This window comes from Nostoc sp. DSM 114159, assembly GCF_053470285.1.
The window spans coordinates 4361262-4382022 of sequence record NZ_JBPFEH010000001.1 but is presented as its reverse complement, the minus strand read 5'-3'; the positions used below and the strand labels follow the sequence as shown (position 1 = coordinate 4382022).

At 41.4% G+C, this 20761-nt stretch carries 15 protein-coding genes, 1 tRNA gene and 2 pseudogenes; 8 read left to right on the top strand and 10 right to left on the bottom strand.

Features of this window, described 5'->3' with window-relative positions; genetic code table 11:
* Window positions 1-280 precede the first annotated feature (280 nt).
* The gene (locus ACR5KR_RS18100; protein WP_094352241.1) at window positions 281-685 is read right to left on the bottom strand and encodes an ExbD/TolR family protein; all 405 of its coding nucleotides are present in this window, start codon (window positions 683-685) and stop codon (window positions 281-283) included.
* Complete coding sequence (locus ACR5KR_RS18095) at window positions 669-1322, bottom strand: MotA/TolQ/ExbB proton channel family protein (RefSeq protein ID WP_335197448.1); 654 nt, start codon at window positions 1320-1322, stop codon at window positions 669-671. The genes ACR5KR_RS18100 and ACR5KR_RS18095 overlap by 17 nt, the downstream gene beginning before the upstream one ends.
* A 342-nt stretch (window positions 1323-1664) precedes the next feature.
* On the opposite strand from ACR5KR_RS18095, the gene ACR5KR_RS18090 reads away from it, so the two are divergent.
* The 3 genes from ACR5KR_RS18090 (at window position 1665) to ACR5KR_RS18080 (ending at window position 5092) form a co-directional block, all read left to right on the top strand.
* Window positions 1665-3197 carry a TonB family protein gene (locus ACR5KR_RS18090; RefSeq protein WP_445631140.1) on the top strand — a complete coding sequence of 511 codons (1533 nt, stop codon included), beginning with the start codon at window positions 1665-1667 and terminating at the stop codon, window positions 3195-3197.
* Window positions 3198-3798: 601 nt separating this feature from the next.
* Window positions 3799-4044, top strand: a complete 246-nt coding sequence (locus tag ACR5KR_RS18085; protein WP_099099597.1) for a hypothetical protein — start codon at window positions 3799-3801, stop codon at window positions 4042-4044.
* A 10-nt stretch (window positions 4045-4054) separates the two neighbouring features.
* Window positions 4055-5092, top strand: coding sequence for a hypothetical protein (locus ACR5KR_RS18080; RefSeq protein WP_448267435.1), 1038 nt, complete (start codon window positions 4055-4057; stop codon window positions 5090-5092).
* A 136-nt stretch (window positions 5093-5228) separates the two neighbouring features.
* On the opposite strand, the pseudogene ilvA reads toward ACR5KR_RS18080, so the two are convergent.
* Window positions 5229-6741 (bottom strand): annotated as a pseudogene (gene ilvA, locus ACR5KR_RS18075) (threonine ammonia-lyase, biosynthetic).
* Between the two features lie 404 nt (window positions 6742-7145).
* Between ilvA and ACR5KR_RS18070 the strand changes: the two are divergent.
* Complete coding sequence (locus ACR5KR_RS18070) at window positions 7146-7448, top strand: RNA recognition motif domain-containing protein (protein ID WP_448267434.1); 303 nt, start codon at window positions 7146-7148, stop codon at window positions 7446-7448.
* Window positions 7449-7727: 279 nt separating this feature from the next.
* Window positions 7728-8732, top strand: coding sequence for an aldo/keto reductase (locus ACR5KR_RS18065; RefSeq protein ID WP_448267433.1), 1005 nt, complete (start codon window positions 7728-7730; stop codon window positions 8730-8732).
* A gap of 515 nt (window positions 8733-9247) precedes the next feature.
* Here ACR5KR_RS18065 and ACR5KR_RS18060 read toward each other — a convergent pair.
* Together ACR5KR_RS18060 and ACR5KR_RS18055 are read right to left on the bottom strand one after the other, a co-directional pair.
* Window positions 9248-10048 carry a Uma2 family endonuclease gene (locus ACR5KR_RS18060; protein WP_445631144.1) on the bottom strand — a complete coding sequence of 267 codons (801 nt, stop codon included), beginning with the start codon at window positions 10046-10048 and terminating at the stop codon, window positions 9248-9250.
* Window positions 10049-10112: 64 nt separating this feature from the next.
* On the bottom strand, window positions 10113-11339 hold the full coding sequence (locus ACR5KR_RS18055; protein ID WP_448270250.1) for a tetratricopeptide repeat protein: 1227 nt from the start codon (window positions 11337-11339) through the stop codon (window positions 10113-10115).
* A 366-nt stretch (window positions 11340-11705) separates the two neighbouring features.
* Here ACR5KR_RS18055 and ACR5KR_RS18050 point away from each other — a divergent pair, with 366 nt between their 5' ends.
* Both ACR5KR_RS18050 and ACR5KR_RS18045 read left to right on the top strand, forming a co-directional pair.
* Window positions 11706-12296 (top strand): chromophore lyase CpcT/CpeT, encoded by a 591-nt coding sequence (locus tag ACR5KR_RS18050; protein ID WP_445631145.1) that lies wholly within the window; start codon window positions 11706-11708, stop codon window positions 12294-12296.
* A gap of 243 nt (window positions 12297-12539) precedes the next feature.
* Window positions 12540-12610: transfer RNA gene (locus tag ACR5KR_RS18045), tRNA-Cys, on the top strand.
* Window positions 12611-12928: 318 nt separating this feature from the next.
* Here ACR5KR_RS18045 and ACR5KR_RS18040 read toward each other — a convergent pair.
* The 4 genes and pseudogenes from ACR5KR_RS18040 to ACR5KR_RS18025 form a co-directional block, all read right to left on the bottom strand.
* Window positions 12929-13831 (bottom strand): M48 family metallopeptidase, encoded by a 903-nt coding sequence (locus ACR5KR_RS18040; RefSeq protein WP_448267431.1) that lies wholly within the window; start codon window positions 13829-13831, stop codon window positions 12929-12931.
* A gap of 189 nt (window positions 13832-14020) precedes the next feature.
* Window positions 14021-14584 carry a hypothetical protein gene (locus tag ACR5KR_RS18035; protein ID WP_448267430.1) on the bottom strand — a complete coding sequence of 188 codons (564 nt, stop codon included), beginning with the start codon at window positions 14582-14584 and terminating at the stop codon, window positions 14021-14023.
* Between the two features lie 337 nt (window positions 14585-14921).
* A complete protein-coding gene (locus tag ACR5KR_RS18030; protein ID WP_448267429.1) occupies window positions 14922-15257 on the bottom strand; it encodes an element excision factor XisI family protein in 336 nt (111 codons plus the stop codon).
* Window positions 15245-15661, bottom strand: a pseudogene (locus tag ACR5KR_RS18025) (XisH family protein). Before ACR5KR_RS18025 ends, ACR5KR_RS18030 begins: the two are co-directional and overlap by 13 nt.
* Before the next feature lie 203 nt (window positions 15662-15864).
* On the opposite strand from ACR5KR_RS18025, the gene ACR5KR_RS18020 reads away from it, so the two are divergent.
* A complete protein-coding gene (locus ACR5KR_RS18020; RefSeq protein ID WP_448267428.1) occupies window positions 15865-16143 on the top strand; it encodes a DUF3368 domain-containing protein in 279 nt (92 codons plus the stop codon).
* Here ACR5KR_RS18020 and ACR5KR_RS18015 read toward each other — a convergent pair.
* Entirely contained in the window at window positions 16133-20695 is a 4563-nt protein-coding gene (locus ACR5KR_RS18015) for an nSTAND1 domain-containing NTPase (protein ID WP_448267427.1), read from the bottom strand. The genes ACR5KR_RS18020 and ACR5KR_RS18015 overlap by 11 nt on opposite strands.
* Between the last annotated feature and the right edge of the window lie 66 nt (window positions 20696-20761).

Genomic DNA, 20761 nt, shown 5'->3' with positions numbered 1-20761 from the left:
TTTATCAAGTCAGTTTGGATTATGTCGTGATTGTAGATACTAGAATGGAACCATTTGGCTGAAACTTAACCTTGGCAAAACTTACACCAATAAAAGTTACTACCTTTAGAATTAAACATCTGGTGAAAATCAGGTAGGCAAAATTAATGAATTGTGTATAACAAGGATTTTGGCCAATGCATAATAAATTGCTGGAGATGTCTATGATACAAAAAGGAGTTAGGAGTCAGAATCTAGAATTTTCCTGACTCTCTGAACTTCTGATGCCTAATATATCTATTTACTCTCTTTGGGTAGCGATCGCTAATTTAGCTCCCGGAACCTGACGTACCCGATCCATTACCGCCACCACCCGGCCATAATCAACTTTTTCATCAGCATTAATAATCACTAATACTTCTGGGTTAGAACCAACTAAAGTCCGCACTTGCGCTGTCAAATCATCAACTGCAATTGGTTTACGGTTCAGGCTAACCTGTTCTTTTTCATCTACCGTAATGGTAATTTTAGTGGGAACTTGCTGTTGTTTAGCTGTGGCGGCCTTCGGTAAATTTACTGGCAAACCTTCCGAACGTGTTAAAAACAAAGTTGACATGATGAAAAATGTCAAAATTGCAAAAATCACGTCAATCATCGGCACGATATTGATCTGTAGTGGAAGTTCTGGTTCATCTGGTAGACGCATAGGTTTTTTCTCCTCGTTCATAGCGACGGCGGTAAAGTAATTCTAGCTGTCCTCCATACTCCTGAATTAGTGCAATTTGCCGTTGGTACAATCCCCGGAAGGTATTGGCAAACATGAGTATGAATATCGCAACGATCAATCCTGATGCTGTTGATACTAGAGCCTCACTAATCCCAGCCGTAACACTTGCCGTTTTACTACCTCCCACGTCACCAAGATTTAGGGAAGCAAAAGAAGCTATCAATCCTAACACAGTGCCGAGAAGACCTAACAGTGGTGCCAGACTAATAATTGTCTCGAAAATGTTTTGGAAACGTTTGAGTACAGGTATCTCAGCTTGCGATTCACTTTCTAAAGCCAAACGAAATTCCTCTGGATTTGGCTCTTCTAATTCTAAAGCCGCCAGAAAAATCCGAGCCAGTGGCAAATCTGCGTTTTTCTGAAGTTTATCCATTGCACCGACAATATTATCGAGACGGTAGAGATTCAAAACGTCTCGCACCACCCGGTTTTGACGCTTATTGATCCTTACCCAAAACCTGATCCGCTCAACGATCAGCGCCACACCCAATACCGAAAACGCCAACAGGGGCCACATGACCACACCGCCTGCTGCAAACAAATTCTGAATTCCCATGTAGTGCCTCTATAACGTCGTCCACAATACAAAATCAGACTACCAGAATCTAGAGAAAAGCTGAAACTTTTTCTCAATAAAATATAAAATATAATGATAATTTTTTCAAATGTAATGCTGATGATTTTTATTTAATTGTTAGTTTGTTTTACATAAATTAATTTAATTAAATTGCAACAAAAATTAATTTTGTCCAAAAAGCATGATATTGGTACTTCAAAAAGATATTTTTGTTATTGCAGGGTTCCGTAGAGCGATCGCAATTAATTTTAATTTTTTACTTGATATTTGTAACCTTGCATTCTAAGATAGCTAAATTAGTGAGAATAGGTAGCAATAGCTATGAGCTTTTCTGGCATTACTGTCGAGCAACGTTCCAAAGAAGTTGAGGCTCTCAAGTCTTTTCTGACTTACAGTCTGATAGGTTCACTGGCGCTGCATATCGGCGTACTGTCTTCAGGCATCAGTAATTATTTGACGAGAGTGCCCACAAGAGAAGAAGAACCAGTAGAGATCGCGATCGTGGATTCTCCGACTGCAAAACCAGAAAAACCAATTGCAGAGATTCCAAAAGAAATAAAAAAAGAACCAGAAGTTGTCCAAAAACAGCCTATAAAAACTCCACCAGTAGAAAAATTTGAACAGATTACAGCGGTCCCTCAGAAGCCACAGCCGATAGATACGCCGCCAAAAGCAATTCCGATCGAGCCAGAAGTTGCTGTGAAATCTGCACCTATTCCACGAGCGGTACCAGAAGTACCTGTGAAATCTGCACCCATTCCACGAGCGGTACCAGAAGTACCTGTGAAATCTGCACCCATTCCCCAATCAGCTCCGTCTGAAGATTCCAAAGCAAGTTCAGCAGGTGGCGGTGGCGGTGGCGGCGGATCTGGTGTTGGTTTAGGCTCAGGTAGTGGTATTGCTGTAGGTACAAATAGCGGTACTGGCCCTGGCGGAGGAACTGGCACTGGCACTGGAGGTGGCATTGGCAGTGGAACTGGAACTGGCACTGGTAGCGGCACTGGTAGTGGAACTGGTAGTGGCATCGGCAGTGGCATCGGCAGTGGAATTGGTAGTGGAATTGGTAGTGGCACCGGTAGCGGCATCGGCAGTGGAATTGGTAGTGGAACAGGAAACCGTCCCAGAGTAGCAACAGCGCCTACACCTCCAAAAATTAACAGTTCAGGTAATAGTAATGGTCGTGCAGCCTGCCGCGAATGTAATGCCAAATATCCAGAGGCAGCAAGACGGCGAGGAGTTGAAGGCAGAGTAGAAGTAGCTGTAGATACTGATGCAGAAGGTAATGTTACCAATGTGCGGATTGCTCGCTCTAGTGGAAACCGCGACTTGGATGAAGAAACCGCCAGACAAGCGCGTGACTGGAAATTAAAACCCACAGAAGGTGGTAGACAAGGGGTATCTATAGCCACTGAATATGCTATCAAAGGCTCACGGCGATCGCGCCAAGTTCAAGAACGGAAAACACAAAGACAAGCACAAGAGACACAAAGAAGTCAGCAAACAACGGCTGCTAACTCTACACAGGAAACTCCAAGACGTAGGCGCAGAGAGTTGGCACCCCCATCAAAACCAGCAATATCTGGATTTAGTCGGCGACTGGAACCTCAAAGAGCAGAAAGTCCTGCAAGAAATTCATCATCTGAAGCTAGAACAACTCCTACTCAAGGAACTGCAAGAGAGTCCCTACGCGGCATCCAGCGCGAGCAAACGACTACCGATTCATCACAAAAGCCACAAACAACTATAAATCGGCGGCGGCGAAGAGATAACACTAGCCAGAATAAATTGCGGGACTCTTTGCGTAGTTTACGCCAACAACCTCAATCACAACCTACTACTCCCAGTCAGCAGTAATCTGTCAAGTTGAAATTTATCGGTTAGTAATCAGCGCTTGAGCGCTTAACAAAGGACTAAAGTTCTGACTACAAAGTTATTGACCCCGTGAAGTTGACTTGACATACTACTAATAGAGGGATCAAACTTATTGGAATCATACTTTGATTAACAACGATCGCCGCCTCCTGTTTTAGGAGGCGGTTGTTCTTTAGACAGGAATGGGTTCATTAAGCATTACCCATCTAGCATGAGGAAGAGGGGTTAGGAGTGCGGTAATTTTATGATGGGCTATTAGAGACACTGGCGATCGCTTGATTTGCCAATCAATAGTAGTGCAAGTAAATAATCCTGCACTTTCTCCTATCAACTTTTATGAGCAAGGCAATGTAAATCGCCTACGCTTGAAGAATGATAGTAGTGTTTGCTCATCACCAATTATATGCTGAGAGATATAGTCAACAGCTAACTCTCAAATTGCTCATCTGCACTTTATGTCTAGATGTCAAATTCACTAATTTGAATAAAACTTCTACATAAACACACACTGATGCAGTTTGATTTGCTTGAATAGCTATATTGATAGGACATTGATAACGTCGGCAATTCACAATTCCTGATTATGGCAAGTAAATTCATTGATGTTAGAGAATATACTGTCAGGGCGCACAAAAGACAGATTCATACTCGTGTTTTCCAGTTTGTCTGTAAAGAGTGTAACGATCTGACAAAACGCGAGACTTTCGGTCCTCGACCTTTATATTGTGAGAGATGTCGCCCTCCCCAACCGCCTAAGAAATCTCAGCCAGCATCTCACAAGGCAAAACCCAGAGCAATGTCTTATAAAAGTGACATCGATTTAAATTGATTAAAGCCCTATGACTCAAAATGGACAATTAGAACCGCCTCCGGGCACCTTTCTCTCACCACTGTTGGAATTACGAGACTATTATGCTCGCCTGACAGAAGAGTATGAACGTCTCTTTGTGCAGGCGCGATCGCAGCTCGATCATGTAGAAGCGTTGTTGTCTAACTGGTCTTATTCTGATACCAACAAGCAGATATCAAGATTAACGGCGGCTGATGAAACCTCAAATCATTCTGGAGAAACTTCTCTGCGGTTTTTATCACCTCTTGATGACATCGGCGAAATCAACTTGGTGGAATCTTTAGAGTCAGTAGAAAAAGACTCAGATCGAGTTGAGATAAATAATTCTTTTTCTGCTGTTGATACAAAAGAGAGTCAACCTCAAACGACATCAACAGATTCAAAGATCGCTCCAGACAACAACGATAGTTCAACGAAGGTAGTGGAAATTCCGATGCTACCTCAGTATCAGCACGCTATCTCGCGAATGGAAGCCATAAAACAGCTATTGCAAGAACAGATAGGTACTGTTTGTCATATCGATTTTATCGTGCGATCGCTTTATGGACAGTTAGATCCCTATCTATTCAAAGTAGTTAAAGGTAGAGTGCAATCTTCCCTCACCCAAGGTAGAGAAAGGAATTACTGGGTAACTATTCCCGATGAGCCAGGTTGTTATACTCTGGATTTAAGTTTGGTAGCCCCAAATAATCGCAATGCTGCTTCTAGGAATATCAAGAACAAAAACAAGAAGCCTTTCGTTCCGCCGACAAAAACAGTACCGATGCTCAAAGCTTTTGAGGGTCAATTTTTAATTGATGCCCTCACCTCTCTGTTAAAACAAAATCCAGGTAAAGTTTTCAGCGTGGCTGAAGTCATTACCGGAATTTATGGAGAACTAGATTCTCAGCAAATTAGAGAGATCAAAAATAAGGTGCTGAATGAACTATCTAGAGGCTATCGCACAGGTAGATTTGCTAGGGTTCCTAATCAAATCGGCTTCTATACTTGGGACTCAAATCTGATATCGAAGGGGAATTCTCGTTAAATTGGGGACTGAGCATGGAGAAGAGACAAGGGAGACAAGGAAGAGGGGGGGAGACAAGGGGGAGATTTATTCAATAATTCTCCCTTGTCCCCCTTGTCTCCCTTTTCTCCCTCATCTTCCCAGTCCCCAGTCCCACCTATCCCAAAAACAGCTTGTATGCAGGATTCTTGTTTTCATCCCAATAACGATAGCCCAGATGGTCGAGAAAAGCTTGCCACTCTTGCATTTCGTGGGGAGGAACCTGGATACCAACAACGATCCGACCGTAGTCTGCGCCGTTGTTGCGGTAGTGAAAAAGACTAATATTCCAGTCGGGACTCATGGAAGTCACAAATTTCATCAATGCGCCGGGACGTTCGGGAAACTCAAAACGGTAGAGTAATTCATTGTTAGCTAGGGGAGAGTGTCCACCCACCATGTGCCGCAGATGTAGTTTAGTTAGTTCGTCGTCTGTTAAATCAAGGGTTTCAAATCCATGAGCTTCAAAGATTTCTACCATCTTGACAGCATCAGCACGGTTTTGAATTTGCACGCCGACAAAAATATGGGCTGTTTTTTCGTCGGCAATGCGATAATTAAACTCCGTCAGATTGCGGTTGCCGATACATTCACAAAACTGGCGAATACTTCCCCGTTCCTCTGGAATTGTGACTGCAAAGATTGCTTCGCGGCGTTCGCCTAATTCTGCGCGTTCTGCAACAAAGCGGAGGCGATTCGAAATTCATGTTTGCACCACAGGCGACAGCAATTAAGGTTTGTCCTTCGATTTGTTCTCTTTCGGCGTAGGCTTTGGCTGCTGCGATCGCTAATGCACCAGCTGGTTCTAAAATGGATCGCGTATCTTCAAATACGTCTTTAATCGCAGCGCAAGTATCATCTGTACCCACCAAAATAATTTCATCTACATACTGCTGACATAAACGGAAGGTTTCTTCACCGACTTCCCGCACCGCCACGCCATCAGCAAATAACCCGACTTGAGACAAGCGCACCCGATGTCCGGCTTTAAGTGATTGAGACATGGCATCAGCATCTACTGGTTCAACACCAATAATTTTGATTTCGGGACGCAACCGTTTTACATAAGCCCCAATCCCAGAAATTAAGCCGCCGCCGCCAATTGCTACAAAAATTGCATGGATGGGTTGCTGATATTGCCGTAAAATTTCCATCCCAATTGTTCCTTGTCCAGCAATTACATGAGGATCGTCAAAGGGATGAATAAAAGTCAATCCTTTTTCTATTTCTAATTCACGGGCATAGCTATAAGCATCGTCATAAGTGTTTCCATGTAACACCACTGCTCCGCCCCTCATTCTCACCGCATCTACCTTGACTTGGGGTGTGGTTACTGGCATGACGATAATCGCTCTGGTTCCCAAACGATTGGCTGCAAGGGCGACTCCCTGAGCATGGTTTCCCGCAGATGCAGCAATTACACCCTGCGCCAATATATCTGGGGGCAGTTGCACCATCTTGTTATAAGCACCCCGCAGTTTAAAGGAAAATACTGACTGCATATCCTCACGTTTCAACAGGAGTTGATTATTCAGCCGTGCAGACAAATTCGGGGCATATTCTAGTGGTGTTTCCTGGGCAACATCATACACACGGGCAGTCAGGATTTGGATCAGGTAGTCGCAAAACATGGGCGTGAAGCTGTTAGCAAATGCTGGATGGAAACTAATTTTACGTTACAAGCGATCGCACTGGTTTTATTGGTTTGTTCTCTCTCGAAACTTTGATTGAACAGAATCTAAAAATTACCAATTAATATTCTTTGAAGATAAATTAAGTTCAGTGATGAAAATTGTTTGATTGCTGCATATTTGATGCGATCGTTGATAGGTTGATTTGAAACTAGTTTTGCCAACTATCTGAGTACTTAGCTCGACAGATTAAGTATAGTGTTACCTAAAAACATAACTTCTCCATTTATGTTAAAGTATGCATGGAAGATGAAATTCGGCTGTACAGTTTGTTTTTATATATATTTGTATTACAGACCTCTCCGGATCTAAATCTCTACACCCTCTGATTCTGGAGACATTCTATGTCAATTTACGTCGGCAATCTATCTTATCAGGTTAAAGAAGATGACCTCCGGCAAGTCTTTGCAGAATATGGAACTGTAAAAAATGTTCAATTGCCTGTCGACCGAGAAACAGGTCGGATGAGAGGTTTTGGGTTTGTGGAATTGGAATCAGACGCAGAAGAACAAGCGGCAATTGATGCCCTTGATAAGGCTGAATGGATGGGTCGAAGCTTAAAAGTTAATAAAGCCAAACCCAAAACAGAGGGCGGTTCCTCTGGTGGTAGACGAGGAAACTATGGTGGTGGTGGTGGCCGCTATTAAGGTCTAAAACCAAAAATTTAACTATTAAGTCTTAAGGGGCAGACAAGGAGTCTGCCTTTTTTCTGCTTCGGTTAAATAGACCTCTTGCAAAAAGCACTTTTGCAAGAGGGGGAAAAGGGTAAAGTTTAAAGGGGAAGGGGACTTTTGCAGTACCTTTTCCCCTTCACCTTTCCCCTTTTCCCGACAAATGCCAAGAAGTCTAACCTCCTGCCTTTCTCCGATGAATGATTTTTGCTATATATGCCTGATAATTAATAAGGCAATCTACAGATAGCAAAGATGCAGACTCTCCAAAAACTCTCACTCCCAAGCATGGGCTGCGGCACTTGGGCTTGGGGCAACCAACTGCTTTGGGGATATGACGAAAGTATGGATGAGCAGTTGCAAGCCGTCTTTAACCTTTGTGTAAGCAACGGTGTAACTTTATTTGATACAGGTGATTCTTACGGAACGGGGAGATTGAATGGTCGGAGTGAGTTGCTTCTGGGACGATTCAACCGAGAATATGTAGGTTCAGGCAAAGAAAATATTTGTATTGCAACTAAGCTTGCTGCTTATCCGTGGAGATGGACGCGTCAATCAATGGTGAGGGCTTGCCAGTCATCTGCTCAACGCCTGGGAAAAAATGTTGATTTGGTACAGATGCATTGGTCAACAGCAAACTATGCTCCTTGGCAAGAGGAAGGACTTTTAGATGGTCTTGCCGATTTGTATGAGCAAGGACTGGTTAAGGGCGTGGGATTATCCAATTATGGACCAAAACGGCTGATGCGAGTGCAGAAAAAATTCGCCCAACGAGGCGTTCCAATTACAACTTTGCAAGTTCAATACTCTCTATTGTCTACATATCCTGTCACCCAACTCAAGCTCAAAGACCTTTGTGATGAGTTAGACATTAAAATGATTGCCTACAGCCCTTTAGCTTTGGGACTACTGACAGGAAAATACTCTGAGCAAGGCCCTTTGCCTAAAGGCATTCGAGGTCTGTTATTTAAGCAAATATTATCAGGAATGGCAAGAGGCAAAGCGGCTTCTGCTGGTAAATCGCTTTTGGAATGTTTGCAAGAGGTGGCACAATTGAGAAACAAAACTATGTCACAAGTAGCAATTAATTGGTGCATCTGTAAAGGAACTATTCCTATCCCTGGAGCAAAGAGCGTCGAACAAGCGAAGGAGAATCTTGGGGCGTTGGGTTGGCAATTAAACGCTGGTGAGATTGCAGAGTTGGATAAGGCGGCGAATGCAGACAAAAAAATGATACAAAATATCTTTCAAACGAAGTGAAATTTCAACGTCGCTGAATTTGAAAAGTATTAAATGTAACGATAGGCTCAGGAATATCAACGAAAATCGTAGTGGTGGTAACTAAACTCGTTATTTCACTAACAAATTGGTAATATTGTAACGAAAATAATTATGTTTGTCACAAAAATCGTAGTGGTAGTAACTAAACTCGTTATTTTAGTAACTTAAAGCGATGATTCTCAATTAGCCCCTTAACCCGCCCAGAAATAAATTTCCTGGCTAATAGCTAAAGTCCACTCAAGTGGACTAAAACTTTTTTTCTTAGTCTTCTTTAGAAGACTTTAGCTATTAGCCTTAGAATTCATTTTGAGGCGGGTGTTGCAACCATAAAAAATATTTAATTTTTTACTTTGAGCGAGATGAAAGCATTGAAGTTGTGCGGATTCTGGATGCTGGGCAAGATATAGAAAGGATTTTAGAACAGGATTGATATTGATTAGCGATCGCTTGTATGATTGCGTTGCTGGAGCGATCGTTTAAACAAATCCCACAAATCATACATCCTTTTCAGTGTCTATCTCCGATACATTCAAACCTGTTAATCTCGCTACCTGTTCTACTGTCATCCCAGATTCAAGTAAGTTGCGTGCAGTTTGCAATAACTGCGATTCTGCTTTGTCTGCCCTTTGGCGTTCTTGTTCTGCTCTTTGACGTTCTTGTTCTGCTCTTTGGCGTTCCTTTTCTTCAGGAGTTGGTAGTAATTCTCCTGCCAAATTTGCCCAGCGTAACCAAGTAGCATCAATACCTTTATAACTTCCCTGCCACAACTGCAATCCTAACCCTAAAGATTGACTCACTAACTGATTTTGAGCATTGAATATAATAGGTTGATAAGCTCCTTTTTCATTAGAGAAACCAACAAAATCATCAGGGTTAAAAGGGTCATACCAGAAATATTCTGGTACACGCATTTGATTTTGATAAATCAGCTTTTTCTCATTTTTGTCTGCTTGGGCTGTGCTGTCAGAAAGCAATTCAATGACTACATCTGGTGCTTTCTCCTCTTCCCAAACCACCCAACTGCGACGTTCTCCTTTCGGGACTCCCAACACAGCAAAAAAGTCTGGCCCTTTAAAGTCTTTGTTTCGCACTTGGGCCAGACTGTAGTAAACAAACATATTACCACCGATAAACCCATCCTCTCGTTCTTCCAACCAAGGTATCAAAGCATCTATCAGCAAATCCATCTGGGCTTTGTGTCGTGCGCTTTCCATCGGAATACCGTCATCGTATGGTAATTCTGCCTGGGTGGGTGGGAGCTGAATATCTGGTGCAGCTAGGGTGGTTTCTGACATAGCTTTTCACCTTGTGGTTAGGCGTGGCGGGTATTTTTATGTTAAGCGATCGCAGAAATTTCAGTTAATTTGTTTTCGATAGTTTTGCAATTTGTCCAGTAAAGTATGCTTCTTCATGTTTGAGTTGTTGCGCCAGTTTTAACCCTTGTTGAAAAGCTGTTAATGCTTGAGGAAATTCTTTGCGTTCTAGATACAATTGCCCAATTTGGTCATAAGCTTGCATCATTCCGTAAAAGTTGGCAGCTTGCGCCTGTATCTGCACCAGAATTTCGCTAGCCTGCAAAGCCTCCTGTGTTTGTCCTTGGGAACGATACAACGCAATTAACTTTTGCAAAGCATCACCAGCCCGAACGTACTCCTTTAATTGCCAAGCAGTGGTATAAGCTTCTTGATAATTATTAAAAGCTTCTAGCAGTAAGTTAGGATCTTTCTTAGCTAGAGATTCGTAATCTGAAGCGATCGCTAGCTTTAATTTTAATATTTCCGTAAGATTATTTTCATTGGCATAAATTTCTGTTAGTTTGTTAAGTACATTCAATGACTGCTGCGGTTGGTTTGTCTGCTCGTAAATATAAGCCAGCTGTTGCAGATATGTTACCTCGTTTACGCGATCGCCAAGGGATGTAGCGAAACTCAACAATTCCTCATAGATTGGTGCAGCTTTGCGATAATCAAACCAACTCAAATGCAGTTCTCCAATTGTTTTGAGGGTTTCTAATACTGCTGTCTGGTCTTGTTGTTGTCGCACTACTAGCAAAACTTGGTTGTAAGCTTCTATGGCTAGTTTAGACAATCGCACATTTTTGTAAGCTTCACCTAGCGATCGCCACAATTCTAGATCGATTGGAGCAGCTTTTTTCTGAGATTGGGCTTGTTTTTGAATTGCTTGCAATCGTTCCGTAATATATTGTACTTCTTGTCCATCGTTTAGCTTCCAAGCAATCGCCCCAACTCGTGATAATGCTTGCACTTCTGCTAATGAACCTAAAAAGCGCCGCAAACGTAATTCTCGGTTCCAAATTTCAAACGCCGCCACCTGTTCGCCTGCTTGCAGTTTCGCCGCCGCTTGTTGATTTAGGGCATCTAACGCTGGTTCTAACTTTTGCCGTTCTTGGGGAGTTAACGGCTGTTTATCCTTGGGCGATCGCGGTGACAGTGGATCGGGTGTGGTAATCTCTAGAGGGCTGGGAGGAAATTTATCGGGTGGTTTCGGCGGTTTACTCGCTGCCAGTGTTAAAGAATTGCTAAAGAGTATAGTAGCAGTAGCGATCGCAATTAAGTGCTTGAGCATTCCTTCCTTTACTTTGCCTTGAGTGATTTGCATGAGATAATTAACAATTATCCCCATGCCTATTATTGACTAACTATTCTCCAGCTTTTCTCCAGCTTTACAAGAAAAGCCTACCTGAGAGCAATCTGGCTTCAGCACACAGAGAAAAGATAGTGTAGGGATTTTGCCAAAATAAATGCTTAACGAGTTCTAGTTGTTAGGTACAAGATGTAAAGTTTCACGTGTACTCAAGCGGCTAATTTTCTCCAATCAGAGCATCTATCCTAGATATAATTTAAAAATTGCGATCGCAACCAGGATTTTTGAGTCAGGGGAGTGTCAAAATAATCCTAGATCGTATTTAAGTAACTAGTCAATCGTTTTGTAATGACTCATTCTACTGATATCGCCACCTTAGCCCGTTGGATGGCAGCTGACTTTAGCAATCAAGAACAAGCTTTTGAAAATCCGCCTTTTTATGCTCATATCCGCGTCTGTATCCGTCCCCTTCCCTTAGAGTTGTTCTCAGGGGTAAGTTTGTTTCTCGAACAAGCTTATGATTTTTTGCTCAATCAACCCTACCGAATGCGGGTAATGAAGTTAATTCCGGCAGAAAACCACATTGCGATTGAACACTACACCGTTAAAGAAGAAGAGAAATTTTACGGTGCATCTCGCGAACCCGAACGCCTCAAAGAATTGTCTCTTGACCAATTGGAAAAAATGCCAGGTTGCAACATGATTGTAGAGTGGACAGGTAAAAGCTTCAAAGGCAGAGTTGAACCTGGTAAAGGCTGCATAGTGGTTCGTGACGGCAAAAATACTTATCTAGATAACGAATTTGAGATTGACGCTAAAGAATTTTTCAGCCTCGACCGAGGAAGAGATTTAGACACCGATGAACGTCTCTGGGGTTCTATCGCTGGCCCATTTCACTTTCTCCGCTGGGGTAGTTTTGCCGAAGAAGTAAAAGTGTAACAAGCTAGGAGTGAGGAGTGAGGAGTTGCAACTTTCTTTAATCAGCTAAGATTTGTTTGTGCTGCGATCGACTTGCAATCGAAATTTTATCGCGATCGCCTAAAGCTTACCAAAAACATCCAGTTAACCTACTATCTCTACCTCAAAATCCTATGCTATCATGGTTTAACTAGTGTCCTATGACTGCTAAATAGCTGCTAAGATACCTTAGCAACATAAAAGTAGTTCAGGGAATCTTGCTGTGGCGGCATAGCCAAGTGGTAAGGCAGAGGTCTGCAAAACCTTCACCCCCGGTTCAAATCCGGGTGCCGCCTTTATAGAAATATAAGCATTACAGGGCTTTGAAGCCCTTTTTTAATGGTTGTTGTAGGGCTTGTTTCCAGAGCCTTACAATAATTTTGGGTAGTTTGGGTAAAGAACTGGGGTAAAACTGGGGTAAAAATGTGAGGTAGAGGTTTTTACCCCCAGTTAATTATCCTTATGGAATCTCAAAAATCTCAAAGTATTGCCGTCGGGGTTCAGTGCAGATTAAGAACTCTAACGGCAGTCTCCAATTAGTTTTTTCTCATCCGATTATTACGCCCACTGGAAAGCTAAAAACTAAGCGTTTCTCTCTATTCGTGCAACAACGCCTATCGTGAAACAAATCTGGAGTTGATTCGCAAAGATACTCCATCTTCCGATAAATCTAATTTTAGTGGTTGAGGATTATTTTTTAATCGCTCATTGCCATCTATCCATAAAGCGAACCAAAAATATTGATTTATTACCTGCTTTAAAGCATTAATTCTTTGTTGTGTCGGTGGATGGCTGCTAATTTCTGTGTAGTCTGAAGGTAAACGCGAAAACAGGTTCAAGACTCGCAAACCTCCATTTATATCATAACCAGCCTTAACCATATACGTGTAACCAATTTCATCGGCTTGAAATTCATGCTGGCGACTTAATGCTTGCATGGTTCTCTCAAACTCTTGTTTTTTCTGGATAATAATTTGTTGTTTGATGACATCTTTTGTAGCGGGTGATATGGAAGTTTTCGATTTTCTCCGTTCTTGTACAATCCAATTGTTATATTCTGCTTCTGCTTCTTGGAGTAATTTTTCTTGTAAACTAGCTTCTGCTTCTTCTTGCTGTGCAGAATGCCGTTGTGTATGGTGGGCTAATTCATGACTGATAATAAAAGCTAAAGCTGCATCATCACCGTGTATTTGGTCTAACAAGCCTTTATAAATTACGATTTTGTTTAACTCATCTGCGTAGGCATTGATATCATATTCATCAGTGATTTGTAAACGCCAGGGATGATCGTCAAGTCCATTAGCACGAATCACTCTTTCCGCTACACTGTAAACCCATTGTAAGTTAGTCTTTTTAGGTTGTACTCGTGGAAGATAAGTTGAAGGATTTGTAGTAGTTGAAAGTGATGGTAATGGACTTATTGCTTGCGCGAAACCTGGTGTATTGAGGTTTAATAAAACGCTACTGCTAAAACCTAACGTAGTGAAAAAGATGCTGCGAATGTATGAGGATGTCATAATCGTAAACGCCTATTTGCTTTGTTTGAATGCCTTTGATTATGTTTACGCTCAAACAATGGTGTATTTACGCATTTTCCATTTTTATAGTAAGATATTTTTTACTAAAAAAGCGGGCAAGATGCCCGCGCTATAAGTTTGAATGAAAAATATTCAACACAACAATTATATAAATAATTACTTTTGCTACTACAAAATTTTAAAAGCATTAAAAAATCTACTAGCGTCACCAACAGCAGGGTTCTCAACAAAGAGTACATATATGCGTTGATCGGCTAAAAATACTCTAAGTTTGGTAATTTTTTGCCCCTCTTGATATGTATATTCCTTACCAGGATAACGACCTAATGAGATATTGCGAGTTTCCAGTATTTTTTGAGATTTATCTTGAAACTCGCTGACAAATGCAGTCAATAATTCCTTTGGCTCGACTTGGCTGATATCCATCCGATACTGTCCGTAAAAAATCCCATATTTACTTTCATCGGTTTCTGCTAGTTGCGCCTCCATAAGTATATATTCATTATCTAATTTCATTGTCATGACACCTGGTTCAACAGGTAAGATACCAGAGAAATTCCAGGTACTAGAGGAAACATTTTTCCATCCAGAAATGGTATTGGCTTGTGCTAATACTAATTGCGATTGGGATTGATTAGTTTGGGTTTTTGATAAGTTAATGGCTTGTGCTTTGGGAAGGCCAGCTAGAGTTCCTAACATCATAATTACCAATGTAAAATTCAATGATTTCATGATGATGTATCTCCTATGAATATTGTTGAGGTATTGTTGAGGTCAGTTATATTGTTTGAACCCCTTCATAGGAAGATACGAATTTATTTACGTGCAATTACGCAGTTGGTCAAAAATTTTTTTTGGGGTTGGGTATTGGGAAAAATAAATGTGGTGAATATATTTGACAAATTTGATTAGATGTGTAGTAATAATACGCGATCGCGCTCATCAAATTTGCTGCCACCAAATGCTACGATCGCAGCAAATCGTCAAAGATACCCAGAATTTTAACGATCGCAAAAATTGCGAGCGCACCTCACAAAACTTTACCTATCGCTGTTTTATTCATTACTTGCTAACCCACAGCAAAATCTGTAAATTGTCTTTTATAAGGTGAATGAAATCCGATAACAATGTCTTGTTTTGGAACTCCCATTAAAACTAGCTCTTCCGCAATATTTATCTCTGTTCCATTCCACTGAATCCAAATTTTTTCATTCTTGATATCTATGTGTATTGAACAACCATATACACGACGTTTATTTTCCCAACCTACATGAACAATTTGATAATGGTCGCGTACAGTATCAAATATTTGTTCTACTTCTACATCACCATAAGAAGGTTTATAACTACCATATTTTGTCAAAACTTGCTGAATGCATTCCCTATATTTTTCTAACTTATCCATCTTACTATCTCCTCAGTTTCAGTATCGTAAATCACTAGCTTTAATTGAAATTCTTGAATTTGAAGCTGTATAAATGTCAGCGTAAAAAAATTATTATAAGTTTCTATATCAACAGCTAAATATAGGTGACGCTCTGGTTCTTTCTCTCTCAGAGCAGTACGATAATTAAGAAATTATCCGAGAGCAACATGAAAATCAGTGATAGCTGATGGATTTAGAAAACTTTTGATTTCAACAGCGATTTTTTCTCCTGACTTTTCTGCTGCAAGTAACTTCTCTGCTCCCAAATCGATACGCATCTGAACTTGACCAAAATCAATATACAGAGGGTCGTTTGTAATATTCCACCCGTCTTTTTCCAAAGCTAATCTCACAATATCGTGAAATTTGTCCTTCGCTGACATAACTTACTTTATTCATCTGGGAGTATTATTATTCTACCCCATAGTTAAGGTGTGCAAATTACTATTAGCTCCTACCTAACTTATCAAGCGATCGGTCAAAATTTGAAACTATTTTACCAATTTCGTGGTAAAGTTCCTCATTAGATATTAAAGTACGACATGTAACAAACTGCTCCCTAATCACAGTTTTGTTAGAGCAACAATTGGACGAAGGTGAATGTGAAGCAATAGCTTTAGCAATTGAATTTAATGCAGAATTACTATTTATCGACGAACGGCGAGGAAGAGCGGAAGCTGATAGGTTAGGATTACGAATTACTGGGTTGTTAGGGGTTTTGGTTGAAGCGAAACAAAAAAGATTGATTGTCGCTGTCAAACCTGTGATGGATGGGTTGATTGCAACAGCAGGGTTCAGAGTTGCAGATGCTTTGTATACTCGTATTTTGCAGATAGTGGGGGAGGTGAATGATCTCAACGCTTGATGTTGTCACACAAACGCCTATCTTCTGCGCTGACATCAGGGTTATTTTGCAGGTAGCTTCGTATCAAGCCACACCCCCGCACTAGTAAATTATCTAAATCAAAATTCCATAAAATCACTGTTTTGTCTTCTGATGCGGAAGCAAGGGTTTTTCCATCTGGGCTAAAGCTGACTTCTGTAACAAGGAATGTATGCCCTTTAAGGGTTTTAATTTCACGACCACTGTTGACATCCCATAGTTTCACCGTGTTGTCCGAAGATGAAGAAGCAAGGATTTTTCCATTTGGGCTAAAACTAACGCTATTAACCTGAGATGTATGCCCTTTAAGGGTTTTAATTTCACGACCACTGTTGACATCCCACAATTTTACTGTGCCCCCTGATGTAGAAGCAAGAGTTTTGCCATCTCGACTAAAGCTGACACTCCAAAAAATGTCTATCTGTTTAAGGGTTTTAATTTCACGACCACTGTCTATATCCCACAGTTCCAATGTATTGTCCCAAAATGCAGAAGCAAGGATTTTGCCATCTAGGCTAAAGCTGACTGTTGCAGTAGGGAATACATTATTACCTTTAAGGGTTTTAATTTCCTTACCACTGTTGATATCCAACAGCTTCAGCGTATTGCCCCGATTATCCCAAAATGCAGAAGCAAGAGTTTTGCCGTCTGGGCTAAAGCTGATGCTATTAACACCAGATGTATGCCCTTTAAGGGTTTTAATTTCCCTACCACTGTCTTTATCCGACAGTTTCACTGTACCGTCTTCTGATGCGGAAGCAAGGGTTTTGCCATTTGGGCTAAAGCTGACGCTATTAACACCAGATGTATGCCCTTTAAGGGTTTTAATTTCCCTACCACTGTCTGTATCCCACAGTTTTACTGTTTTGTCCAATGATGCAGAAGCAAGGGTTTTGCCATCTGGGCTAAAGCTGACGCTATTAACACCAGATGTATGCCCTTTAAGTATTTTAATGTCCCTACTTCTGTCTTTATCCCACAGTTTCACTGTACCGTCTTCTGATGCGGAAGCAAGGGTTTTGCCATCTGGGCTAAAGCTGACGCTATTAACACCAGATGTATGCCCTTTAAGTATTTTAATTTCCCTACCACTGTCTGTATTCCATAGTCTCACTGTATTATCATCAGATGCAGAAGCAAGGATTTTGCCATCTGGGCTAAAGCTGACGCTACTAATACCAGATGTATGCCCTTTAAGTATTTTAATTTCCCTACCACTGTCTGTATTCCAAAATTTCACTGTTTTGTCCCATGATGCAGAAGCAAGGATTTTGCCATCTGGGCTAAAGCTGACGCTATTAACCCAGTCTGTATGCCCTTTAAGTATTTTAATTTCCCTACCACTGTTTGTATCCCAAAATTTCACTGTTTTGTCCCATGATGCAGAAGCAAGGATTTTGCCATCTGGGCTAAAGCTGACGCTTCTAACATAGAATGTATGACCTTTGAGGGTTTTAATTTCCCTACCACTGTCTGTATCCCACAGTTTCACTGTACCGTCGTCAGATGCGGAAGCAAGGGTTTTGCCATCTGGGCTAAAGCTGACGCTATAAACTGGGTGTGTATGCCCTTTGAGGGTTTTAATTTCCTTACCACTGTCTTTATTCCACAGTTTCACTGTGCCGTCCAATGATCCAGAAGTAAGCGTTTGACCATCTGGGCTAAAGCTGACGCTATTAACACCAGATGTATACCCTTGAAGAGTTTTAATTTCCCTACCACTGTCTGTATCCCACAGTTTCACTGTACCGTCGTCAGATGCGGAAGCAAGGATTTTGCCATCCGGGCTAAACCCAATATTACTAACAGAGTTTGTATGACCTTTCAGGGTTTTAATTTGGAACTCGTCTACTACTTCCCGCAATGTAGATACAGTCTGCATCTGAGTTTCCTCTGCTATCCAAAGTTTCCAAATGCTTCCTTTGATAAGTTTTCCAGCTTTAATTGCTTCAGTTAATGCTGCTTGATGGTCATTTACTTCAAAATATTTTTCTGCACTGCCGCTTAATCTACCAATTTCCGCATCAGTCCTACGAATTTCACTAACCGTAGCAAATCCCGAAATCACTAGCAAAGCACAAACCAATCCAGCAATAATACTCCGTCGCAACCTCTGCTTCTGCTTCCTCTCCCTCTCCCGCAACGCCACACCCTTCTCAATAAACCGTCGTTGTGCCTTACTAACTTCCCCACGCCGTTGCTGCAACCAATTCTCCGCCACAGCCAAAGTTGCACTCCGCAACAAAGCCCCATCATCTCTATTACTATCCACCCATTGCTGCAACGCCACCATCAACCCTTGTTGCCAAATGCGAAACTTGCGGTTCTCCTGCATCCATCCCCGCAACCGTCCCCAATGGCGAATCAACGCCTCATGGACGACTTCCACCGTTTCCTCATTGGTAGACTCATTGCGGTTCGTCACCACCAACCGCTTATCCGCCAAGCGCGTCACCAAATCCCAATTATCTCTCCCCACTTCCTCACTCGTCGCCAACCTGCGGGTATCTTCCGTTCCTTCCCCTGGTTGCACCAACTGAATAAACACCCGTTGCGCTTTTTCTCGTTCCGAATCACTCAACTTTGCATAAACCGCATCAGCGTAATTTGCCAGTGCTTTCTCCACACCGCCAATATTTTTATACGCCTGATGCGTCAACCTCCCAGAATGCTGCTGCTTCCACAACTGAGTCAGGGTAAACTCCAGCAACGGCAAACGCCCATCACCATCTTGGATATCATTAATTATGGTGTTGCTTAAACCCCGCTCAAACTCAAAGCCCAATTGAGTTGCAGGACGTGTAATAGCTGACTCCAACTCCTGCCGACTCATCCGTACAACAGGTTCTAGTTGATACTCCTGCAACGCACTGCCAAAAGGTTCGTAATCATCAAGCGCCCTACTTAAAAAATCTGCCCGCAAGGTTAGCACCAACTTAAAAAACGGTGCATTTTTTACCGCTTGCAGCAAACTATCTAAGAAAGTTTTACGTGATTCAGATTCCGTACAAAGGGTATAAATTTCTTCAAATTGGTCTGCTATCAACAGCACTCGCGTCACTTGTTCCCCAAGCCGATCGCCATGAGTTAAGTCTGTGATAAAATTTTGCAGCGTGGAGCGATCGCGCTTCAAATTCACATCAAGTTCCAATTCTACCAAACGTCGCTTATCTTCCGGTAAATTTAACGCCGAAACTAACGCCACAGCCAAAGATTCAAAAGGATTTTTCCCCAGACGAAACGCTATAATCACCCAATTATTCACAGTATCCCGACGCAGTTGCGGAATTAACCCAGCAAACACCAGCGATGATTTCCCGCTTCCCGAAGCACCAATCACAGCAACCAAAGGTCTATTATTAACAGCAGCAACTAATCCAGAAGTCGCCTTATCTCTACCAAAAAAATACTTTGCCTTTTCTTCTGTAAATTTCTCTAAACCTTGGTAAGGACAGAAAGAAATTATCCCTAAACTTTGCCAAGTTGGTGGAGTTTCTGTTTGATTTTGGACAATTACAGGAAGCCAACTTGCACAAGGAAATTCTGACTCAAGTTTTTGTAACTCCAACCGCGCATTTCTCACAGAAATATATAGAGATTTCCCACTAGTAAATTGTTGTAGGAAATAGTTTAAAAACTCCTGCGCTACTTTATCAGGTACTGGTTCCCGCATGACGATCACTTGGGGGATATTCAATTGTTCTAATTCGTAAGCAATCCCTAAACCATCACAAGAATTAAAAAACGCTATTTGCAATCGTCTGTGAATTGCTACTTGCAAAGCATCTCGCAATTCTGCCATCGTCAAACTATCGCTGTCATTTAAATAAATCCTTCCCTGCATTCCTTGAGTTTGGGAATGTCCAGAGAAAAACAATATATCCCACCCCAGATTATCTTGCAAGTAATGATTTAATTGCTTACGAGATGGTTGTTGTAATAAAATAATTTCGGCATCATTGCCACAGAAACTTTGCAAATATTGTTTATCTTGGTGTATATTAATTCCGGTGCGATCGCCTAAAATAATTAAAATCCTAATCTTTTCTCTGTAAGGTCTTTCCCCCTGTTCGGCATTTGGCGAACTTAAAGCCACTTCTACCAATGGTAACTCAGTTAAAACACCCCACAAATGCCAGGGAAGCTGACGTAATTCATGGCAAGAAGTTGTAATAATTATTCTAATTTCATCTTTGGGATTTAGTTCTTTGAGAGAATTAGCAATATAAGTAAAAGATGGTGCATTCAGCCATTGATTAAAACTAGCAACTAAGTTGATAGATTCTCTTGTACATTCTTGCTTTAAACACTCCAGACTACCTCTACTACTCCCCTCAGATTTAATCCTAAATTGACTATCTAGACTGCAATATATTTCGTGCCAGTTATTTAATATTTGAGGAATACTAATATTTTCTGGTAAATTAGTTGTGGTGGTTAGATAAGCGCGTTGTCTTTCATTTGCTATTTCTAAATTAACTTGAAACCCTGATTCAAAATTGCCATCAAATTTAAGAATAACCAGCTTTTTCATAGGTGATACAATCTAATTTATGAAATTCTTAAAAATATATGTAGGGTGTGTTAAGACGAATGTCCT